This is a genomic window from Vibrio penaeicida, from assembly GCF_030689305.1.
Lineage (GTDB): Bacteria > Pseudomonadota > Gammaproteobacteria > Enterobacterales > Vibrionaceae > Vibrio > Vibrio penaeicida_B.
This window is the reverse complement of the sequence record NZ_JAUYVM010000020.1, coordinates 58262-76183: the sequence shown is the minus strand read 5'-3', so window position 1 is coordinate 76183 and position 17922 is coordinate 58262. Positions and strand designations below refer to the sequence as shown.

Genomic DNA, 17922 nt, shown 5'->3' with positions numbered 1-17922 from the left:
CGTCTAATTACCAAAATTCACCTACCAAGCGTGTAAATCAGACGAGTACTCCGGTTGTATTACTCCTATCTTTACTGCGCATGACGGAATTTCGCATCGGCCCAATCCGCCCAATCATAACCAATACCATCACCTCCCGAACCGGAAACTAAACGGATAACAGTGTTTTCTGGGCTGATAGGGATATCGACGTTCTCAGGTGTACTTACTCCAGTAAGAAGTGCACTTTGGTAACGTAACTCATCATCGACAAACACTTGGAAAATGACAGAACCTCCCGAGCCTGTACCATCATCCACGCCAACGACCGCACTGAACCTATCAAAGTTTGCACCCGTCAGACTGTAAACCACTTCCGATTCTGCATGTAAGCCAAGCCCTTTGGGGTATTGTTTCCCTCCGACGGATATTGGCTGACCATCACCTTGTTCTTTCTGACCCACATTCATGTCTTTTTCAATAGGTCCCCAACCATTAGTAGAAGACACTTCAGCTAGGTCACTTGCGTAGCTGTAAGTCCGGTCGCTCAATTGGAACTTAGCATTACCCCAGTCCGCCCAATCGTAGCTAATCCCATCACCACCATCTTCCACGACAAGCGTTATGTTTATATCTGAATCACTAAGTGGAACAAATACCTCTTGGCTTTCATCGCTCCCTCTTATTAGCCCACTTTCAAACCTTACATTTCCGTCAACAAGCACCTTAAACACAACACTCCCAGCATTACCCGTACCATCGTCAACACCGACTGTTGCTGAAAATGCGCTAAAAGGCTGACTGGTTAGATCGTACGTTATTCGAGAGGTTGCATGTGCTCCCAACCCTTTGGCAAAGTACTCACCGTCTAAGTACATTGGTTGGCCATCACCTTGCGCTTGCTGGCCAATATTCATGTCTTTCTCTACTGGTCCCCAACCGTTTGTTGACTCCGTCTCTTGAAGGTCACTGGCATAAACATGCCTTACCTGTCGAACTCGAAACTTCGCATCCGCCCAGTTAGCGTGATCATAACTGTAGCCATCACCGGCATCAGTTGCTTCAAGGCGTACTTCATTATGAGCGTTATCGAGTGGTACACTGATTCGAATACCATCATCATCCCCTCTAACCACGCCGCTTTCATAGCTCAATACGCCATCAACGAACACTTTATAGACGACGCTGCCTCGATTACCAGCCTTATCATCGATACCAATGACAGCGTTGAACTGGTCAAAATCGTACTCTGAAATATCATAAACAATTGATGAGTTCGCATGTGCTCCGAGCCCTCTGGCATAGCGAGTTCCGCCAACCGACAAAACATCACCATCTCCTAGCTCTGTCCAACCGACACTCATGTCTTTCTCTAGGGGACCCCACCCATTTGTGGCACTTTCCTCATTTAAATCGGACGCGAAAACATACGAAGGGGTATTCAAACGCAGTTTCACATCAGCCCAATTAGTATGGTCAAACCCTATGCCATCACCGGCATCCGTTGTGATCAGCTTTATTTCTTCTGCTGTAACAGAAAGAGGAACCACGACAAACTCAATAGGATCACCGCCTCTTAAGACAGTACTTCTATACTTAAGATCACCATCAACCCAGACTTCAAATATCGCAGAACCTGACGAACCTGCGCCGCCGTCTATACCGATGAAGCTACTAAACTGATCATAAGGTTTACCGGATATATCTAAGACAATTTCCGAGTTAGCGTGAGTACCAAACCCTTTATCAAATGACACGCCACCAATACTTAACGTGCCTCCGTCATTACTTGCCCGATCGCCTACACTTTGATCAATTTCAATTGGTCCCCATCCATTACTCGAAGACTTAATGGGCAAATCACTGCCGTATTCAAAATCTTCACTGCTTGAAGGAACAACGGTTAACCCTTCGTATTCGAGTTCTAACAAATACGAGACAAGATGGTTTCGTTCCGTTTGGTTCCCAATGTAATGCACACCAGTACTTTGTAATACATCACCTAAACTTTCCGCTTTACCGTTATGGAAATATGGCGCTGAATTCACCAACCCAAGAAGTGTTGGTGTATCAAACCCAACGCCGTTTAGTGATGATCCTATTCCTGTGCCTGAAGAAGCATCAATGGTGCCTACATCATGGCGTTTGTTATCCGTAAAGTTACTTCCCGAATGACAACTATCACAACCTTTGCTTGTAAACAGAGAGCGACCATTCACAGCACTAGCGGTGAGAGAGCCATCGGCATTTCGATAAGGACTTTTATTAAATGTCGTTAAGCTTGAAACATAAATTGCTAAGTTGTCTAAGTCAGTACTGATACCAGATTTGGCAAGACCTAGAGGGTTCTTAACGTCCTCAAATAGCGCATCAGGAATAAACCCACGCCCTTCAAATGCAAAGCGAATATCGTTCTCAAAATCCTGAATCTCATCAAAGTTAGCTGTCCAATGAACATTGCCATGGTTCATCCCTCCCCGTCCTGTCAACGGAATAGTATTACGAACGCCTTCCCCACGATCAGTAAAGTCCCAGTTTCGCGCATCCGACCCACCATCTGCATGACAACTGGCACATGATAGATATCCGTCCTTATTCATACGTGGGTTAGCTGCATCGTGAAATACGCGTTTTCCCGCTAAAACCCTAGACGGAAGTTTTTCCGTCGAAACGACATCAATTTCAGCGATATGTATTGCATCTCCTTGAACCGTTTCTAACGCTTTTACGTTCCAGACAGAAATAGAGCGTGATAAAAAGTTATGAACAAAAAGGTGGTCACCCACCCTTATTAAACCGTTTGGTGCAAGACCATGTCCACCAAGTTGAGATACCGCATCTCCGGTGTACGCATCTAAAACTTCAATGTTACTTCGACCTTCCATCGCCACATAAGAATAGTCCCCCAATGGGCTAAAGGTCGCTGTTTTTGGTTGTGCGTTATTATCGATATCCAGCTGTCTATCTCGTACTTCGTTTAGTGATGCCATGTCAATTTGGGATATTATCGCTCGTACTGTCGTTTCGAACGTTAACCCTTTACTGGTATCGGATTCCTTAAATGTCCCTCTGTCTATATTCGCTTTATTAGAAGGGAGCCAAGCGTATTTTCCGTCTGGCGATATTGTTACGCTGTTAAGGTAGTTAGCAATTCCGCGGCTGCGGTCGGGTCCATCAATCGTTACGGTATCTTTATTTAACGAGATGTTCTGAACCAAAGTCATCGAATTGACATCAATTTCGGCGACGTCTGCCTTTTCTTGAAAAGAGATGAATCGAGTAACCAGAGCCTTATTTGAATCAGACGTTATCGCAATGCCACGAGCCGAGTGACCGATATCAACTCGACCAATAACATTTCGAGTATTTGGTTCAATTTTTATTAGCTCACCCGAGCCATAAAGAGAAACTAAGGCACTCGTACCATCCGGTGTAAACGCTATTCCATTAGGGCGGGCACCGTGGGTCAATCGAATAATGTCTATGACGGATCCATTAGAAGCGGACAAAACATGGATCGTATCGCTCTTTTCACTCACGACCCAAATATTGCCATTTGGCGCAGTTGCGAGCGATTTGGGTCCTTGCATTACCGCTCTTTCCCAGAGTTTTTGAAAGGGCGCAACAGCCGAAACCGCGGATACTGTGTCGTTATCAGGATTTACTACGAAAACACGATTTGCCGAGCTCGCGATGGTAGAGGAGCGACTAGGTAAATCCTCATTTACAGGGTAGTGAGCCGTTATGCTCTCATTTTGACTGGAGGTAAAGCCACTCTCTCGAACTGTGACAATAGGCGACCAATGTCCAGCCGTATCATATCGGTGAGAGATCGAGTTAACAGTACTAAACGAGGTTGGTGGCGTTCCATCACCGAAGTCCCATGAATATTCGAGTACACCTCCAAAGATTGAGGTGGCGTTTGCAACCGCATTTATGTAATTGCCGACTTCAACGGTATTGGGAATAGACACATTCACATTATGCGATGCGACATCACCTGTGGAGAAGCTATAGCGAATTTCGGGCATTGGGTTACCGGTTAAATCTTCTATATCCTTTACGATCACTTGATAGATTTGGTCATCCTCAAGTGGCGAGCTAGGCGAGAAGTGGACAAAGCCCAAATTGACGCTGTATGTTCCATCGATAGGAGTTTCTGAGCCCGCGGGAATAACTTTAAAAGTTAAATTTGTCACAGAGTCCATCAACACACTGTCTGAAAGAGCCAACCCTATACGGGTCGTCGGAGATACATTGATATCATCGTGTTGAGGTATTTTTCTGATTACTTGAGGAGGTGTGGTATCACTTCCTTCACTATGAGCCATGAATGCATTCCCACTTCCGTGGTCATTACCTACATAAATCAAATTACCAAACGGAAATACTTGACCATGGTCTGTGTCACTTCCAATCGCATCTAAGGCCCCTTTACCTAATTCGATGTAGTTATCATTATTCGAGACATCCAAGAATGCGACATCATTTTGATTCCCGACAAATAACTTATTCTCTTGCTTATTACAATACAGGTTAACGTAACCACTATGTTGGTCGTTAACCAAAGTCATTGGAGTGGTAGTGGTATCGTATGTCACTAAGTTATTTGCCGAAGAACGAGCCCCAAAATTCGCGAACTTTCCATCCCAACAACTGGTGTAAAAACGATAGGGAAGGTTATTCACTACCTTGGTTAGCGCAGGATTCACCGGATCTTCAATATTTAAGATTGAAAAACCACCATGACTATTCCGACCTGCCAAATGCAACTCATCGCCCAAAGCCCATACAGAGCCAACTACAAAGCCTCCTAATTCAGAACGTGGAATCGTTTTTACCAAAATGGGATTATCGACATCCGTTGTATCAACAATGGATAGACCTGAAGTTCCCCGAGCGACATAAAGGTAAGGAGCTTGCCAGAAAACATTCCAAGGTATATTACTGTATCCACCCAAGATGATATCTGGGAACGTTAGTTTCGAGCGTCGTACAGGGTTATTCACGTCCGACCAATCCCAAATCTCGATGCTACGGGAATTGTGAGTAACAATCAGATTACCTTCGGACAAACCTAAAGAGTGAATTTCTGTAAAATCTTCAGTTCGCAGCCCATCACCCGTACGATAAATACTGGTACTATCCGGTTCATATATTTGATTAACCTTAACCGGACTCCTCGGATCAGATACATCAATAGCCACCCAACCACCAGGGCTTTGACCATGATCGGGGGCAAACACCCCAATGGCATACCCATTGATCATGGTTAGCATATTGAGTCCATAATGAGCCCTACCGGGATAGTCAGGAGGAATAAACCCTGTAGTATCATCAATTAAAGAAGAAACTTGCTTAAATACTTCATTTGTTGCGATGTGAGGATTTCCTAAACCCGGTCCCTGAGCGTGGACTGTATTTAAGAAAAAAGAGGATAACAGAGCTCCGACTGCGCCTTTTTGAAAGTGCTTTGTCACTATACGTAAACGCTTTAAATGTCCCTGAGTTTTCATGACTGCGTCCTTTTGTCTAAAACTAAAATACACATACATCTAACTAAACGCTCTAACCAAGCGTTTCAAATCTATGTGCGACGTTTACCTTACCAAGACGTTTATAAGTTCTAGGGACATTCATTCCAACAATAGCTTTTTGCCACTTTTTTGATTCAACGGCTTAAAATGTCCCTTCTAAATCTCAATTCAATGCATTGAGTTGTGACAGCATAGTATTCGCATCTTCCTTATCGATATTTAACGCCCCAGCCTTCGCATTTTGCTCGGCATGCACGACAGATCGTGCGCCACACAATACAAAGTCAATTCCCGGTATCTGACCAGTGGCAGCAATAACAAGTTGTGCCATGGTACAATCGTATTTATCTAACAATGGTTTCCATGCTTCCATTTGCTGTAACACTTGCGCGCGTTTTTCTTTGACGAACCAAGGGTTCCAAGCATCCACATTACGGATATCATTTGAGTCGAACTGAGTATCCATCGTTACTTTCCCAGAAAGTAGCCCTTGCTCCATCGCCTGATACCCCATTGTGGACATCCCTAAACTTTGATTTTGGTTAACCGTGTCTCTTGCCTCTTTTTCCCAAAGCATGCTGTAGCGAATCTGATTAGTATCAATATGGTTGCCTTTGCAATACGCCGCGGTTTCTTCTTCAGATAGATTACTCACTCCAATCGCCCGTATTTTTCCTTCTTTCTTTAGCTCGATTAAGCATTCGAGCGTCTGGTCGATTGGCGTGTGATGAGGTGATAGAGACGGCCAATGTACTTGATAAAGATCTAAGTAATCTGTGTTCAAACGCTTCAAGCTTTCTTCTACTTCGAGGCGAATACTCTGAGGCGATAAATTCCGCCTTAGCGTTCTCCCGTCGGTAGAAAAGTGTTCGGTCCCTTCCCTTGTCCAAACGAGACCGCACTTTGTTGCGACAACGACTTCATTTCGACGATTTCTGATTGCTTTCCCAATCAATTTTTCTGATTCACCAAAGCCATACCCTGGTGCAGTATCAATAAAGTTGATTCCTGAAGACAACGCAGCATGAATCGTGTTTATCAGTTGCTTTTCGTTCGTCTCTGGTCCCCAGATGGATCCGCCACCAATACCCCAAGTCCCAAGTACTACGGTTGAAGCTGTTATATCTGAATGTCCTATTTTTCTATACTGCACTTTTGGCTCCTTATTTTTTGGATTGGATTACGTGATCAATTGCAATAGCTGACAATAGAATCAACCCTCTAATAAGCTCTTGCCAGTACACTGGAACATTGAGCAAAATGAGAGACGAAGACACAATAGAAAGAAGAGCAATACCTAAAATAGCACCGAAAATAGTGCCCGCACCACCGTTTAAACTTGCCCCACCAATAACAGCAGCAGCGATAACGTTTAACTCAAGCCCGACACCGAATGTTGGGGTTGCTCCACCAAACTTAGACATAAAGATAATGCCCGCTAGCCCAGCCATAGATGAGCACAAAACAGTTGTCCAAAACTTAATTCGGTCGGTTCGGATCCCTGAATACAACGCTGCTTTTTCATTGCTTCCGGTGTAATAAACTCTTCGAAACATCAATAGATTTCGAAGCATATAATCGGATATGAATATAACGGCGATAAAAATGATCACCGAAAATGGCAAACCGAATACATTACCTTGACCTATAAATTTAAACTCAGGCGGAAGGCTGTACAGAGACAAAGGCGACCCTTCGGTAATAACAAAACACAACCCCCTAGCTATCCCCAAAAAGGCGAGAGTCGTCATAAAGTGGCTTAGCCCAACCTTAGTCACACAAACGCCCATGATGCTCCCGATGCCTGCGCATGCAGCGATCGCTATTAGGCTTGCAACCCATGGGTCCATGCCTAAAAGAAAGAGTTTCCCTGCGATCACCATGGATAAGCACATCACTGCACCGACAGACAAGTCGAACCCTCCAACAATAAGCAGTATGGTCATTCCGACAACAACCAACCCTTCCGTTGAAAAAGAAAGAAGCATTGCTCGCATATTCGCCCATGTGAGGAAGTAAGGAGAAGCAAAACTCATCACAACAAATAGAATCACGATAATTGAAACCAGAGTCGCTTCTCGCGCTCCAGCAAACCTTGAGATTAGTGCAAATAATCCTTTATTCTCAATCTTATCGTTCATCCCTGAGTTATTTATTAATTCCGTTTTCATATTGTTACCTTGATTTAATCCTTGCGCTTAAAGCCATCAATTAAAAATAACGTCAGACGACTGATTTCTCGTTTTCAACATTTAACCCAGATGCTAATCGAATGATATTTTCTTCGGTGATTTCGTTATTATTTAACTCACCAGATATAGTATTTTCACACATCACAACAACTCTATCACTTACTCCTATCACCTCTGGCAATTCCGAAGATATAATAATCACACCTACACCTTCACTTGCCAACTTACGGAGTAACGCATGTATTTCATGCTTGGCACCAACATCTATCCCCCGAGTTGGCTCATCCATTATTATAACTTTAGGTTTTATTGCTAACATTCGAGCAATGGCTATTTTCTGTTGGTTACCGCCACTGAGTTCTCTCGTTAACTGTTCAATATCTCTGTATTTAACGGTGAGAACTTTTGATAAAGATTCTGCTTGATTTATTTCTTTTTGTTTATCTATTCTACCGAAGCTCTTTCTCAAATTATTGAGCCCTAAAACAGAGATATTTTCTCGAATCGACATATCAAGATAAACGCCTTCTTGTTTACGGTCTTCTGACAGATAAACAACCTTATGATTTAAGCTATCATCATAGTTATGAAACGTAATATCTTGGCCTTCTAATCTCACTCTTCCGGATTTCTTTGGCTTCAAGCCGCAAAGAGTCTGAATGAGCTCACTACGTCCTGAGCCAATAAGTCCAGCAATTCCTAAGATTTCACCCTGATAAAGTTGAAAGCAAATATTGTTGAAACGCCCCTTGTCACAAAGGTTTTCTACCGACATGATAGGTATATCATTCCATTTTACATTGGTATTTTTGGGTGGATATAGATCGTCAATTTTCCTACCCACCATATTATTTACGACATCTTCTGGTGATGTATTTTTTATCACTTTAGTACAAATATACTCTCCATCTCTTAATACCGTTACTCGATCACAAAAATCAAATACTTCGGCCATTCTATGGCTGATATATATAATGCTAACACCGCGACTTTTTAAATCTCTAATAATAATAGACAGTGCTTCCGTCTCTTTTTCAGTAAGCGCGGCTGTTGGTTCATCCAGAATTAAAACATCACACTCTTCTGTTAGCGCTTTTGCTATTTCAATTATTTGCTGTGTGGATATCCCTAACTTTCCAACTTTAACATCAGGTTTAATTGGCATCAATTTAGCTAGAATACCCAGTGTTTTCTCATTTATTTCCGAATAATTAATCCGCCATTTTTCACCTTTTTCCGAACCACACATAAATATGTTTTCAGCGACAGTAACATCAGGGCAAAGTGCTATTTCTTGATGAACAAAATTCACTCCTAACGCTTTGGCTTTTCGCGGACTGTCAATATGAACGTTTTTGTTTTTTACTATAATAGTTCCGCTATCCGGTTGATAGATGCCATTTATTACTTTCATCAACGTAGACTTTCCGGCACCGTTTTCACCACACAATGCGTGCACTTCTCCTTTGGCTAACGAAAAGTTAACACCAGATAATGCAACGGTTGGTCCAAACGTCTTAGTGATATTCTTCAGTTCTAGGACTTCATTTCCATCCACAACAACTCTCCTACAGCAAATCGAAAGATCTTCGTCTTCATTATTTTCGTAAGCCAAAGATTGGAATAAGGGGTCAGTCACGCGTTCCTTCCCCTTATGCCAAACAAAACTAGTCTCTTACGCCTTTCGACTCTCTTCGCTTCATGTAAGTGTCCCAATAAAAGTGTTCTGCATTTTCTTTCGTCACGATGGAAAAACCGTTGTCTACATAAGGTACCTGCATAGGGTTAATGCCTTTTGCTACATGGTCGTTCATTGGATCAATCAACTCAGAGTGTTTAGCCAAGAAAAGTAATGTCATTCCCATAAACCCTTGTACTCCCTGATTCGGATTAAGAGCACCAAAGATTTCATCGTTTTTGATCATGTCTAAAACTTTTGCGTTAATATCACAATTGAAGACTCGAATGCCTCGACCGAGCTCCTTTGCCGCTTGAGCTGCACCCATTGCCGAACTCGCTTCTGGCATAAATACAGCGCCAAGATTTGGGTGTGCTTGTGACATCGTTAACAAGGCGTTGTAAGCTTTGGTTGGATCTTGATTACTGGCGGCGCGCGTAACGAGTTTCATATCAGGCCATTTTTCTTCCATTCGACCGATAAATGCGGCGACACGTTTGTCATGGTTATCTTGCCCAGGATTTTCTAGAACGGCATACTCACCTTTACCTCCCATATCTTCGGCAATCGCATCCGCTGCATAGATCCCTTCACGTTCATTATCTGAAGTAACATAAGCGGTACGTTCGCTATTTGGGGAGTCGGCGCCAAAAGTAACAACCGGAATGCCCATTTCTCGGGCTCGCTTAATAGGCTCAACGAAAGGATCTGGGTTAATCGGTGCGAGCAAGATTCCAGCAGGTTTGCGCGCTAGGATTTGTTCAAAAGAAGCGAGCTGCTTGTTTACGTCATATTCTGGCGTACCAGTATAAACGGTTTTTACGCCCAGCTTTTTCCCTGCTTGTTTCATCATTTCATAAACGGGGAACCAGTATTCAACGCCCGATACGAAAACATTCATGTAGTAAGTTTCTTCGGGCTCACCGACAAAACCATTCGTCTCTTTCTCTGCTGCTACCGTTGAGAATGCCATACACGCAGTAAGAACAGATACCGCAGCCTTCTTAACTCCTCGCTTAAGTAGACTTTCTTTTTTACTTGTAAAACTCATTTTACTTCTCCTTGAACAACCTCTTCCTTGATTCAGCTGTATGGAGGCACAACAATGAAACACCAAACCACACAACCCAACATCTAGACACCACAATAAATAGCATAATGTCGCTTTACAAGGTCAAACCACACAAGAAAAGAAAAAAGAATCACAAAACCAATATTCATACATTAATAAGATTAATACACCAGATAATAGCCATATTAACAAGACATACACCCATGAATACTTAAATATGTGAAATTAAAATCCACAACAAGTTCATTTAACTCTTATCCAAACAATCATAAAAATTCAATAAAACCAAAATAACTTGAACACAAAACTACATAATGCTAAAAAACAAAACAGGAACTCTGTATGGAGTTAGAGGTGCGGGTATACAAACCCCATATATGGATATAAATGAAGTGGAGTAAGAAAGTATGGAGAAGACAATTGAAGAGGTTCTAAGTGCTTTAGAAACAAATCAAATCGAAAAGATTGATTATGACATTCTAAACACGAAGGATTTAGATCCAGAGGAACATTGGCCTAGATACTTTAAACAAAAACAACAAAGTTCGAACATTTTGATTCTCAAACCAGATAATTCCAATGATGTTTCTACTATTCTTAAACTCGCAAACAAACTTGAGATCCAAGTGTCTATTTTAGGAGGGCACTCTAACGTAGTAGGCAGTTTTGAAGGCGGTCCAAAAGTATACCTATCAACGGAAAACCTTAATACCATTGAACCTGTAGAGCGTTTAACTAACCAAATAACGGTTGGTGCGGGTGTTTATGGAGGTGACCTTCTGAAAACAATGGAACAATGGGGCTTTGAACTTGGTCAGTACCCTCAATCACTTTTTATATCTACGGTGGGTGGCTGGATTAATACTCGAGCGACTGGTTCCTCTTCTACATACTACGGCGGTATTGAGCATGCTGTTATCGGTCTCGAAGCCGTCCTTGCATCTGGCGAAGTCGTTACTGCTGCGCCCAGCGCTAGAACACCAGGTGGGCTCGATTTAATTAAGCTCCTTATTGGTTCTGAAGGCAGTTTTGCCGTTATTACATCAGTAACTCTCGAAGTTCACAGAAAACTACCAACTTCGTTTACATCAGTAGCGTTTGACGATTACGAAGACGCTATCGAAGCACAGCGCCAACTGGTGCAGGGTGGATTCCCTGTTGGCTTGCTTCGCGCATACAATATTGCTGAAACAAGCCATATAACAGAAACTATTTCTAACTGCGTTCCAAAGGACGATTTTGCTTTGTTAACTTTCTCAGTTATCGCGCCAGAGGAATCTCTATCAGCACTCACGATCGAAGCAAGAAAGAAAGTAACCAATGTAGGGGGAACGATACTGTCCGACGATGTTTCAGACACTTGGTTTATTAATCGTTATCAGTGCGAAACGATGATGAGAGATCGCAATGTTGCCAACGGGAAGATGTTTGATACTGTCGAAGTGACGCTACCTTGGAATAATGCGTCAGATTGCGCATTAGCTTTAGAAGAAGCGTTTAATGATAAAGTAGAGCGGTTTTATACACACTTCTCCCATGCCTATCAAACAGGTGCATGCATGTACGCGCTTTTCTTTATCGAGGAAAGTAGCGATGTAAAAGCGATGGATACTTGGCGCTATTGCCAAGATAAAATGGCAACGATTGTAAAAGAGCATAAAGGTACATTAGCTCATCACCACGGTGTGGGCTCCGAACGTTCAGATCATTACATGCAAACGGATGTTGGTTTTATCCATAAACAAATTAAAGAAAAATTGGACCCTAACAATGTTCTGTTTTGCCGAATGCTTCTTGGTTAAGAAGCTCTAGCCAAAAAGCAAAAATCACATTGAATCCACCTTTGATAGGGTGGATTTTTTGTTTGTGAGTATTACGGTTGTTATCACCGGAACCACCTTCAGGTCTCCAACTTTCTCACCTTTGCTTTAAGTACAAGAAAAGACGTTTACGTTATAGGTATAGGTACAGAAACGGGTGCTGAAATCCCAATAGCTCCTACGGTACTAGTAAAGCCAATGTTTTTATGAATCATGGGAACGAAGAGATGTTCTGAAAGACGGAATTACACGGTACTAGACACTGCACCAGAAGAAGTTATAACACGATCAAAAAAGGCGTCACAAGACGCCAAAACCCTCATAAATGAGGAAGCAAAGTGCCCTACAAATTATACTCTTTAGCCGCGTCCTGAGCCGCTTTCCCCTTACAAATAACATCCGTAATAGCTCGTATCGCGTCGGCTGGACGCTCGTGTAAATAGAGGTTTCGTCCTACCGCCACTCCAGAGCACCCTGCCGTCATCGCACTTTCCAAACTGACAAGAAAGTCTAAGAAACTACTGCGAGTTGCACCGCCCATCATCACCGTAGGAACAGGTGTTGAATCGACGACTGTCTTAAATGTTTCAGGGTCCCCTGTATATTCGACTTTGACGATATCAGCACCCGCTTCGGCAGCCATTCTGGCGGCGAGAGCAACAAACTCTGGTTTATTTTGCTCGCCCTCCGCAACGTTTGTTCCGCGAGCCAAAGGTTCACATAAAACAGGAAGCCCAAGGCGCTCCGATTCCCGAACAAGCATACCTAGACGTTTCATTTCAGCGACATCATCGGCAGGGTTACTCGACCCAAGAAAGACATAATCGTGCACAGCATCAGCTCCATAGGCAGCGGCTTGCTCAGCCGTTGCAATAAAGTCATGCTGCCCTTTAAAACCATCGTGTCCCAATAAATCGGCATTGCGCCACTTATCCGTCCAGCCAACCGACATAATAACGGCGGGGGAGTGTCGATGTCCCAATAAGCTAGAGTACTGCTTTATGTATCCTGGTGATAGCATTGCCCCCGTTAAGCCGTTTGTCGATAGTTCCAGTAGAATTCTCCTGAACTCGTTATCCGATGTAATGCCTGGTTGTGGCCCCAAATACATACTATTGACTAACGCAGCAAAGACTGCCTTCTTGTTCTCAAACATTCTGTTGAGACGTATTGTTTTCCCTTCCATAAAACTTCCCTATGTTTTTTCAATCTCTCACATCAAGCACTATGTGGCTTTATGTAGCAATATGTCAACCACGACACTACATAAAAGCGAAAAAAGAAATAAATATAGCGCACGAGCACATAAGCACAGTGTTTAGCTTGAGAACAGCACGATGTTATGATATTTCACAACTTACAGCTCACTGAACTCAAAGGAACATTTATGAGTAGAGGAGACATTTCAGAAGAAACCATGCTGCCTGAACAACGTCAAAGTCGGATTCTGCAAATAATTCGAAAAAATGGAGTAGCAAAAAACGCGCAATTGGCTAAACAATTTGGGGTCAATATTGCGACCATTCGTCGCGACTTTACGACTTTTGAAAAGCAAGGATTAGTCACTGTTGTCTATGGGGGAGCCAAACTTAAAAGCGAGCACATCGCGCCTTCTTCCTATGAGAGTGAAATTGCGTTGGAAGAAAAACAAAGTATTCATTTAACGACAAAACAAACCATAGCTCAAAAAGCGGCGTCGCTCATTAAGTCCAACGAAAGCATAGGTCTAAATGCAGGTAGTACTGTCCCTATGATTCTAGATTACTTATCTGATGACGTTCAGCACTTGTCCGTGACGACATTAGCCCTAAACATTGCAGAAAAAGCCGTCCGCCTACCTATTGTAGACTTGTTTGTCCCAGGCGGGCACTACCGAAACACTTCCCACGCGTTGTCTGGTACGGTAACGGAACAAGCGTTAGCTTCGATCAATTTAGACAGAGGTTTCTTTGGTGCATCTGCTATCGATCTCAATGCAGGTTGGACACATCCAGCGCACGCTGAGGTCCCGTCAAACCAAATGATGCTCCGTCAAGCAAGGAAGAAATACCTTGTATGTGACTCTTCAAAACTAGGAAGAATTAACTTCAGCAAAGTTTCAGATTTAGCGGCATTCGATGCTTTTATTGTTGATGATAATTTCCCTTTGGAATATCGACAGTGGGCTGAAGAGAATGGCATTGAAGTGATTTAATCTATAAACCTGTACATCCATAAATCTACAATGTAGAACCGAATCTATAATGATTCGGTTTTTTACGTCTTAAAAAAACAAAAAACAACATCAAACTTTACACAAAAACACCATAATGCTATAAAAGACTACATACAGTTGTACTAATCTGTCATTTTCCAAGGAGAGGAAATGGAATTACATAGCAATGACGCATCTAAAGCCTATGATGTTTTGATAATTGGTGGAGGCATTTCTGGAGTATCTCTTGCTCGTGAAGCAGTATTGAGAGGGTACTCTGTCTTACTGCTAGAAAAAAATGACTTTTCTTCTGGAACAAGCAGCCGATCAGGGAAACTCATACATGGGGGAGTACGCTATTTGGAAACGCTTGACCTCAAGGTTGTTCGTGAATCTTGTAGGGAAAGAGAGACTCAGCTAAACATAGCGCCGCACTTAGCCAAAACCCAACCCATTCTGTTTGTATCAAACTCACAAGGTAAATACAGCCCTTGGCAGCTCAAGATAGCGCTTTCTTTTTATGACTTTGTATCAGGTAACCCTAAAAACAGAAAAAGCCGAATATTCAATAAAAAGACGTTAAGAGACAAAGAACCTAATTTGAATTCAAATGGGCTCAAAGGAGCTGGGTTGTTTCATGATTTAGCGACTAACGATGCCAGATTAACAATAGATACCCTTAAAAGCGCTGTTTCTCTTGGGGCAGTTGCTATGAACTATACTCAAGTAACGGATTTACTTTATAAAGAAGGCAAAGTTTGTGGCGTTAAAGCAACAAATCAGATATCCAACGAAAGCTTTGAAATATCGGCGTCCTACGTGATCAACGCATGTGGTCCTGGTGCCGATTCCATTCGCTTAATCGATGATCCCACCGCCCAACGTTTAATGTCTCCCTCCAAGGGTGTTCACCTTGCGTTTAGCAACAAGAGACTCAAAGTTAACCATGGTGTGTTCATGCACGTAGAAAGCGACAATGGTCGCATGAATTGGGTATTACCTAAAAATGATGAAGGGTATGTCTTTGCGGGTGCGACCGATTCCTACTACGAGGGTGATATTGATAACCCGACGGTAACTGATTCTGATGTTACGCATGTCCTTGGCGCGACCAATGAAATGTTTCCAAACGCTAAATTAACAAAGCAAGACATCATTTCTGCGTGGTCAGGATTAAGACCCTTAGTTAAAACAGAGTCAATATCGAATGCCAGTAACGTCTCTAGGCGCCACTTAATCACTCAAAGCTCCTCGGGTTTATACACCTTGGCTGGTGGGAAACTGAGTACATGTCGACTCATGGCAGAAGAAACCATTGATTTTGTAGAGAACCAAGAAAAACTAATCAAAACAAAAAGTTTAAGCCACATCACACCAATTTCGGGCGGCAAGCGTATTTCACCTCTAAATCTGCCCGATGGCGATATTTTATCGGATCAAGATATCGCGAGAATACAACGCAATTTTGGTAGCAACGCACATCAAGTGTTTGAGCTGGCTTCGTATCAAGAAGACAGAAAAGAAATGTTCGGGTTTAACTTTCCTCTAACTCCGGCAGAAATTCGCTATATAGCGCGCAACGAGCACGTCGTTCATCTAACCGACATTTTGATAAGACGAACAAATATCTTTTTTCAGTTGAAAGATGCCGGGTTATCTCAATTGCTTGCAATTGGACAACTCTCCGCCAGTGAGCTTAATTGGTCTCCAGAAAGGCTAAATAACGAAATCATTGCGTACCAAGAAGAAGTGGCCAGTAATCGCGAGTTTGGTTCCTCTGTACCTCAATACCAATCAATGAATCAATCCAATTTAAAACAAGGTGGTAGTTATGACTAAGAAACTGATATTGACCATTGATTTGGGCTCTAGTGGAATGCTTTTATCTGTTTTCAGCAATAAAGGAAAACTGCTAAACGAACAAAAACAAACCTATACACCTGAAACAGACACCAGCGGCAAAGCAACTTACGATATAAACCGGATGTATGATTCCGTGTTGTCGTCAATAAATCAGCTCTTTGCAACTGGCTCTTTTTCTGCCGAGGACGTCTGCGTCATTGGTGTATCTGGAATGATGGGAGGAGTATTGGGGGTCGATAAATACGGCTCCCCAACGTTTCCCTATACCACGTCGCTAGACACGCGTTTTCTTACCCATTATGAAAACATAACTGGTGAGCACGGCACCGAGATTCGTGAGGTTACCGGTACTTGGTATCCCATACTCGCGCCCAAAATGAAATGGATGGAAAGCCAATCAAAAGAAAACTTTGCAAAAACAGTCAAAGTTGTGCCAGTCACTAGCTATATCGTTGGGCACCTTGCGGGGCTTCCACCAGAAAAGTGGGCGATTGATAAATCTCTTCTCTGGATGACAGGGCTTTCAAATAAGCATAGTCAGCAGTGGGATCAAAACATCGCTTCTAAACTCGATATTGATCTGAATCTGCTGCCCTACATTGCTGAGTCTACCGATATTGTTGGGCATACAACAAGTCGGCTGTCTACACATACCTCAATACCTATCGGTACTCCCATACTTGCAGGTCTTGGCGATACGCCAGCCAGTATTGTTGGGGCTGGAGGGTTCTCAAACAACATCGCTGTCGATATTGCAGGCACCTATCCCATTATCTCCATGTCGACCCCTTTAACTTCTTATGAACGCATTGAAAAAATTGGAGAAATCTTTGGCTCACCTTTACCAAACATATGCCACCCATCGGTGTTCATTAATGGTGGCGGACTGACCCAGAAATGGCTCGTGGATATCATGTTTGGTGATGATGGTGAACAAATTAGCCACTATGAAGCCCTGTCAAAAGAGGCCGAGTCTATCCCTCCAGGTTCAGATGGTTTGCTCTGCAATCCTCACTTTGGAGGTCGTGCCTGCCCACCTGATGCCAATGTAAGCGCCGGTGCGTTCGTCGGATTAAAATGGGGGCACAAAAGAGCACATCTGTATCGCTCCTTCTTGGAAGCATTGGTGTATGACTTGTCCCTTACATTCAACCAACTTGCAAATGATCTTGGTGAACAAGTTACCGAGATCAGAGGCGTGAGTGGAATGGCTAACAATTCACTTTGGAATCAAATGAAAGCCGACATTCTAAACCTACCTTATGTGGAGATGGATAATAAGGAGGCAACGGCACTAGGCACAGCAATAACCGCTGGTGTTTCGATTGGACTATTTGAAAACTTTGAACAGGCAACTTCCGAAATTTGTATACCTAAAAGAGTATACAAACCTAGAAACGACGTACATGAGGCTTATCTACCTTATATAACCGCTTACAAAAAACTCATTGAAGGCACCGCCTAGTCATAAGAAGACAATACCTTCAATAATTAAGGCAATAATGAAGTTTTCGGTGAGGTTCTCCGATCACTTCATTTTACCTCAGTCACTCGAAATCAATTAAAACAGTTAAGCTAAGAAATTAA

General features: G+C 42.8%; 10 protein-coding genes. 4 read left to right on the top strand and 6 right to left on the bottom strand.

The features are described 5' to 3' along the window. Positions 1-71: 71 nt before the first annotated feature. The 5 genes from Q8W40_RS23695 to Q8W40_RS23675 form a co-directional block, all read right to left on the bottom strand. The gene (locus Q8W40_RS23695; protein ID WP_305400780.1) at positions 72-5495 is read right to left on the bottom strand and encodes an NPCBM/NEW2 domain-containing protein; all 5424 of its coding nucleotides are present in this window, start codon (positions 5493-5495) and stop codon (positions 72-74) included. Positions 5496-5679: 184 nt separating this feature from the next. After that, complete coding sequence (locus tag Q8W40_RS23690; RefSeq protein ID WP_305400778.1) at positions 5680-6669, bottom strand: aldo/keto reductase; 990 nt, start codon at positions 6667-6669, stop codon at positions 5680-5682. Positions 6670-6679: 10 nt separating this feature from the next. Continuing rightward, positions 6680-7687 carry an ABC transporter permease gene (locus Q8W40_RS23685; protein WP_305400776.1) on the bottom strand — a complete coding sequence of 336 codons (1008 nt, stop codon included), beginning with the start codon at positions 7685-7687 and terminating at the stop codon, positions 6680-6682. Positions 7688-7739: 52 nt separating this feature from the next. Next, on the bottom strand, positions 7740-9347 hold the full coding sequence (locus Q8W40_RS23680; protein WP_305400774.1) for a sugar ABC transporter ATP-binding protein: 1608 nt from the start codon (positions 9345-9347) through the stop codon (positions 7740-7742). Between the two features lie 28 nt (positions 9348-9375). Beyond that, positions 9376-10437, bottom strand: coding sequence for a substrate-binding domain-containing protein (locus Q8W40_RS23675; protein WP_305400772.1), 1062 nt, complete (start codon positions 10435-10437; stop codon positions 9376-9378). Between the two features lie 428 nt (positions 10438-10865). Between Q8W40_RS23675 and Q8W40_RS23670 the strand changes: the two genes are divergently transcribed. Next, positions 10866-12260: an FAD-binding oxidoreductase gene (locus Q8W40_RS23670; RefSeq protein ID WP_305400770.1), complete on the top strand. Its 1395-nt coding sequence runs from the start codon at positions 10866-10868 to the stop codon at positions 12258-12260. Positions 12261-12621: 361 nt separating this feature from the next. Here Q8W40_RS23670 and Q8W40_RS23665 read toward each other — a convergent pair whose 3' ends face one another. Next, positions 12622-13464: a class I fructose-bisphosphate aldolase gene (locus tag Q8W40_RS23665; protein ID WP_305400769.1), complete on the bottom strand. Its 843-nt coding sequence runs from the start codon at positions 13462-13464 to the stop codon at positions 12622-12624. A 201-nt stretch (positions 13465-13665) separates the two neighbouring features. Here Q8W40_RS23665 and Q8W40_RS23660 point away from each other — a divergent pair, with 201 nt between their 5' ends. The 3 genes from Q8W40_RS23660 (at position 13666) to Q8W40_RS23650 (ending at position 17800) form a co-directional block, all read left to right on the top strand. Then, positions 13666-14472 (top strand): DeoR/GlpR family DNA-binding transcription regulator, encoded by an 807-nt coding sequence (locus Q8W40_RS23660; protein ID WP_305400767.1) that lies wholly within the window; start codon positions 13666-13668, stop codon positions 14470-14472. 171 nt (positions 14473-14643) lie between these two features. Continuing rightward, the gene (locus tag Q8W40_RS23655) at positions 14644-16311 is read left to right on the top strand and encodes a glycerol-3-phosphate dehydrogenase/oxidase (protein ID WP_305400765.1); all 1668 of its coding nucleotides are present in this window, start codon (positions 14644-14646) and stop codon (positions 16309-16311) included. Beyond that, on the top strand, positions 16304-17800 hold the full coding sequence (locus Q8W40_RS23650) for an FGGY-family carbohydrate kinase (RefSeq protein ID WP_305400763.1): 1497 nt from the start codon (positions 16304-16306) through the stop codon (positions 17798-17800). The genes Q8W40_RS23655 and Q8W40_RS23650 overlap by 8 nt, the downstream gene beginning before the upstream one ends. Positions 17801-17922 lie beyond the last annotated feature (122 nt).

Bases quoted from the DNA above. Each gene is read 5' to 3' on its own strand.
- Q8W40_RS23695 (WP_305400780.1), bottom strand. From the start codon at position 5,495: ATGAAAACTCAGGGACATTTAAAGCGTTTACGTATAGTGACAAAGCAC.
- Q8W40_RS23685 (WP_305400776.1), bottom strand. From the start codon at position 7,687: ATGAAAACGGAATTAATAAATAACTCAGGGATGAACGATAAGATTGAG.
- Q8W40_RS23675 (WP_305400772.1), bottom strand. From the start codon at position 10,437: ATGAGTTTTACAAGTAAAAAAGAAAGTCTACTTAAGCGAGGAGTTAAG.
- Q8W40_RS23670 (WP_305400770.1), top strand. From the start codon at position 10,866: ATGGAGAAGACAATTGAAGAGGTTCTAAGTGCTTTAGAAACAAATCAA.
- Q8W40_RS23665 (WP_305400769.1), bottom strand. From the start codon at position 13,464: ATGGAAGGGAAAACAATACGTCTCAACAGAATGTTTGAGAACAAGAAG.
- Q8W40_RS23660 (WP_305400767.1), top strand. From the start codon at position 13,666: ATGAGTAGAGGAGACATTTCAGAAGAAACCATGCTGCCTGAACAACGT.
- Q8W40_RS23655 (WP_305400765.1), top strand. From the start codon at position 14,644: ATGGAATTACATAGCAATGACGCATCTAAAGCCTATGATGTTTTGATA.
- Q8W40_RS23650 (WP_305400763.1), top strand. From the start codon at position 16,304: ATGACTAAGAAACTGATATTGACCATTGATTTGGGCTCTAGTGGAATG.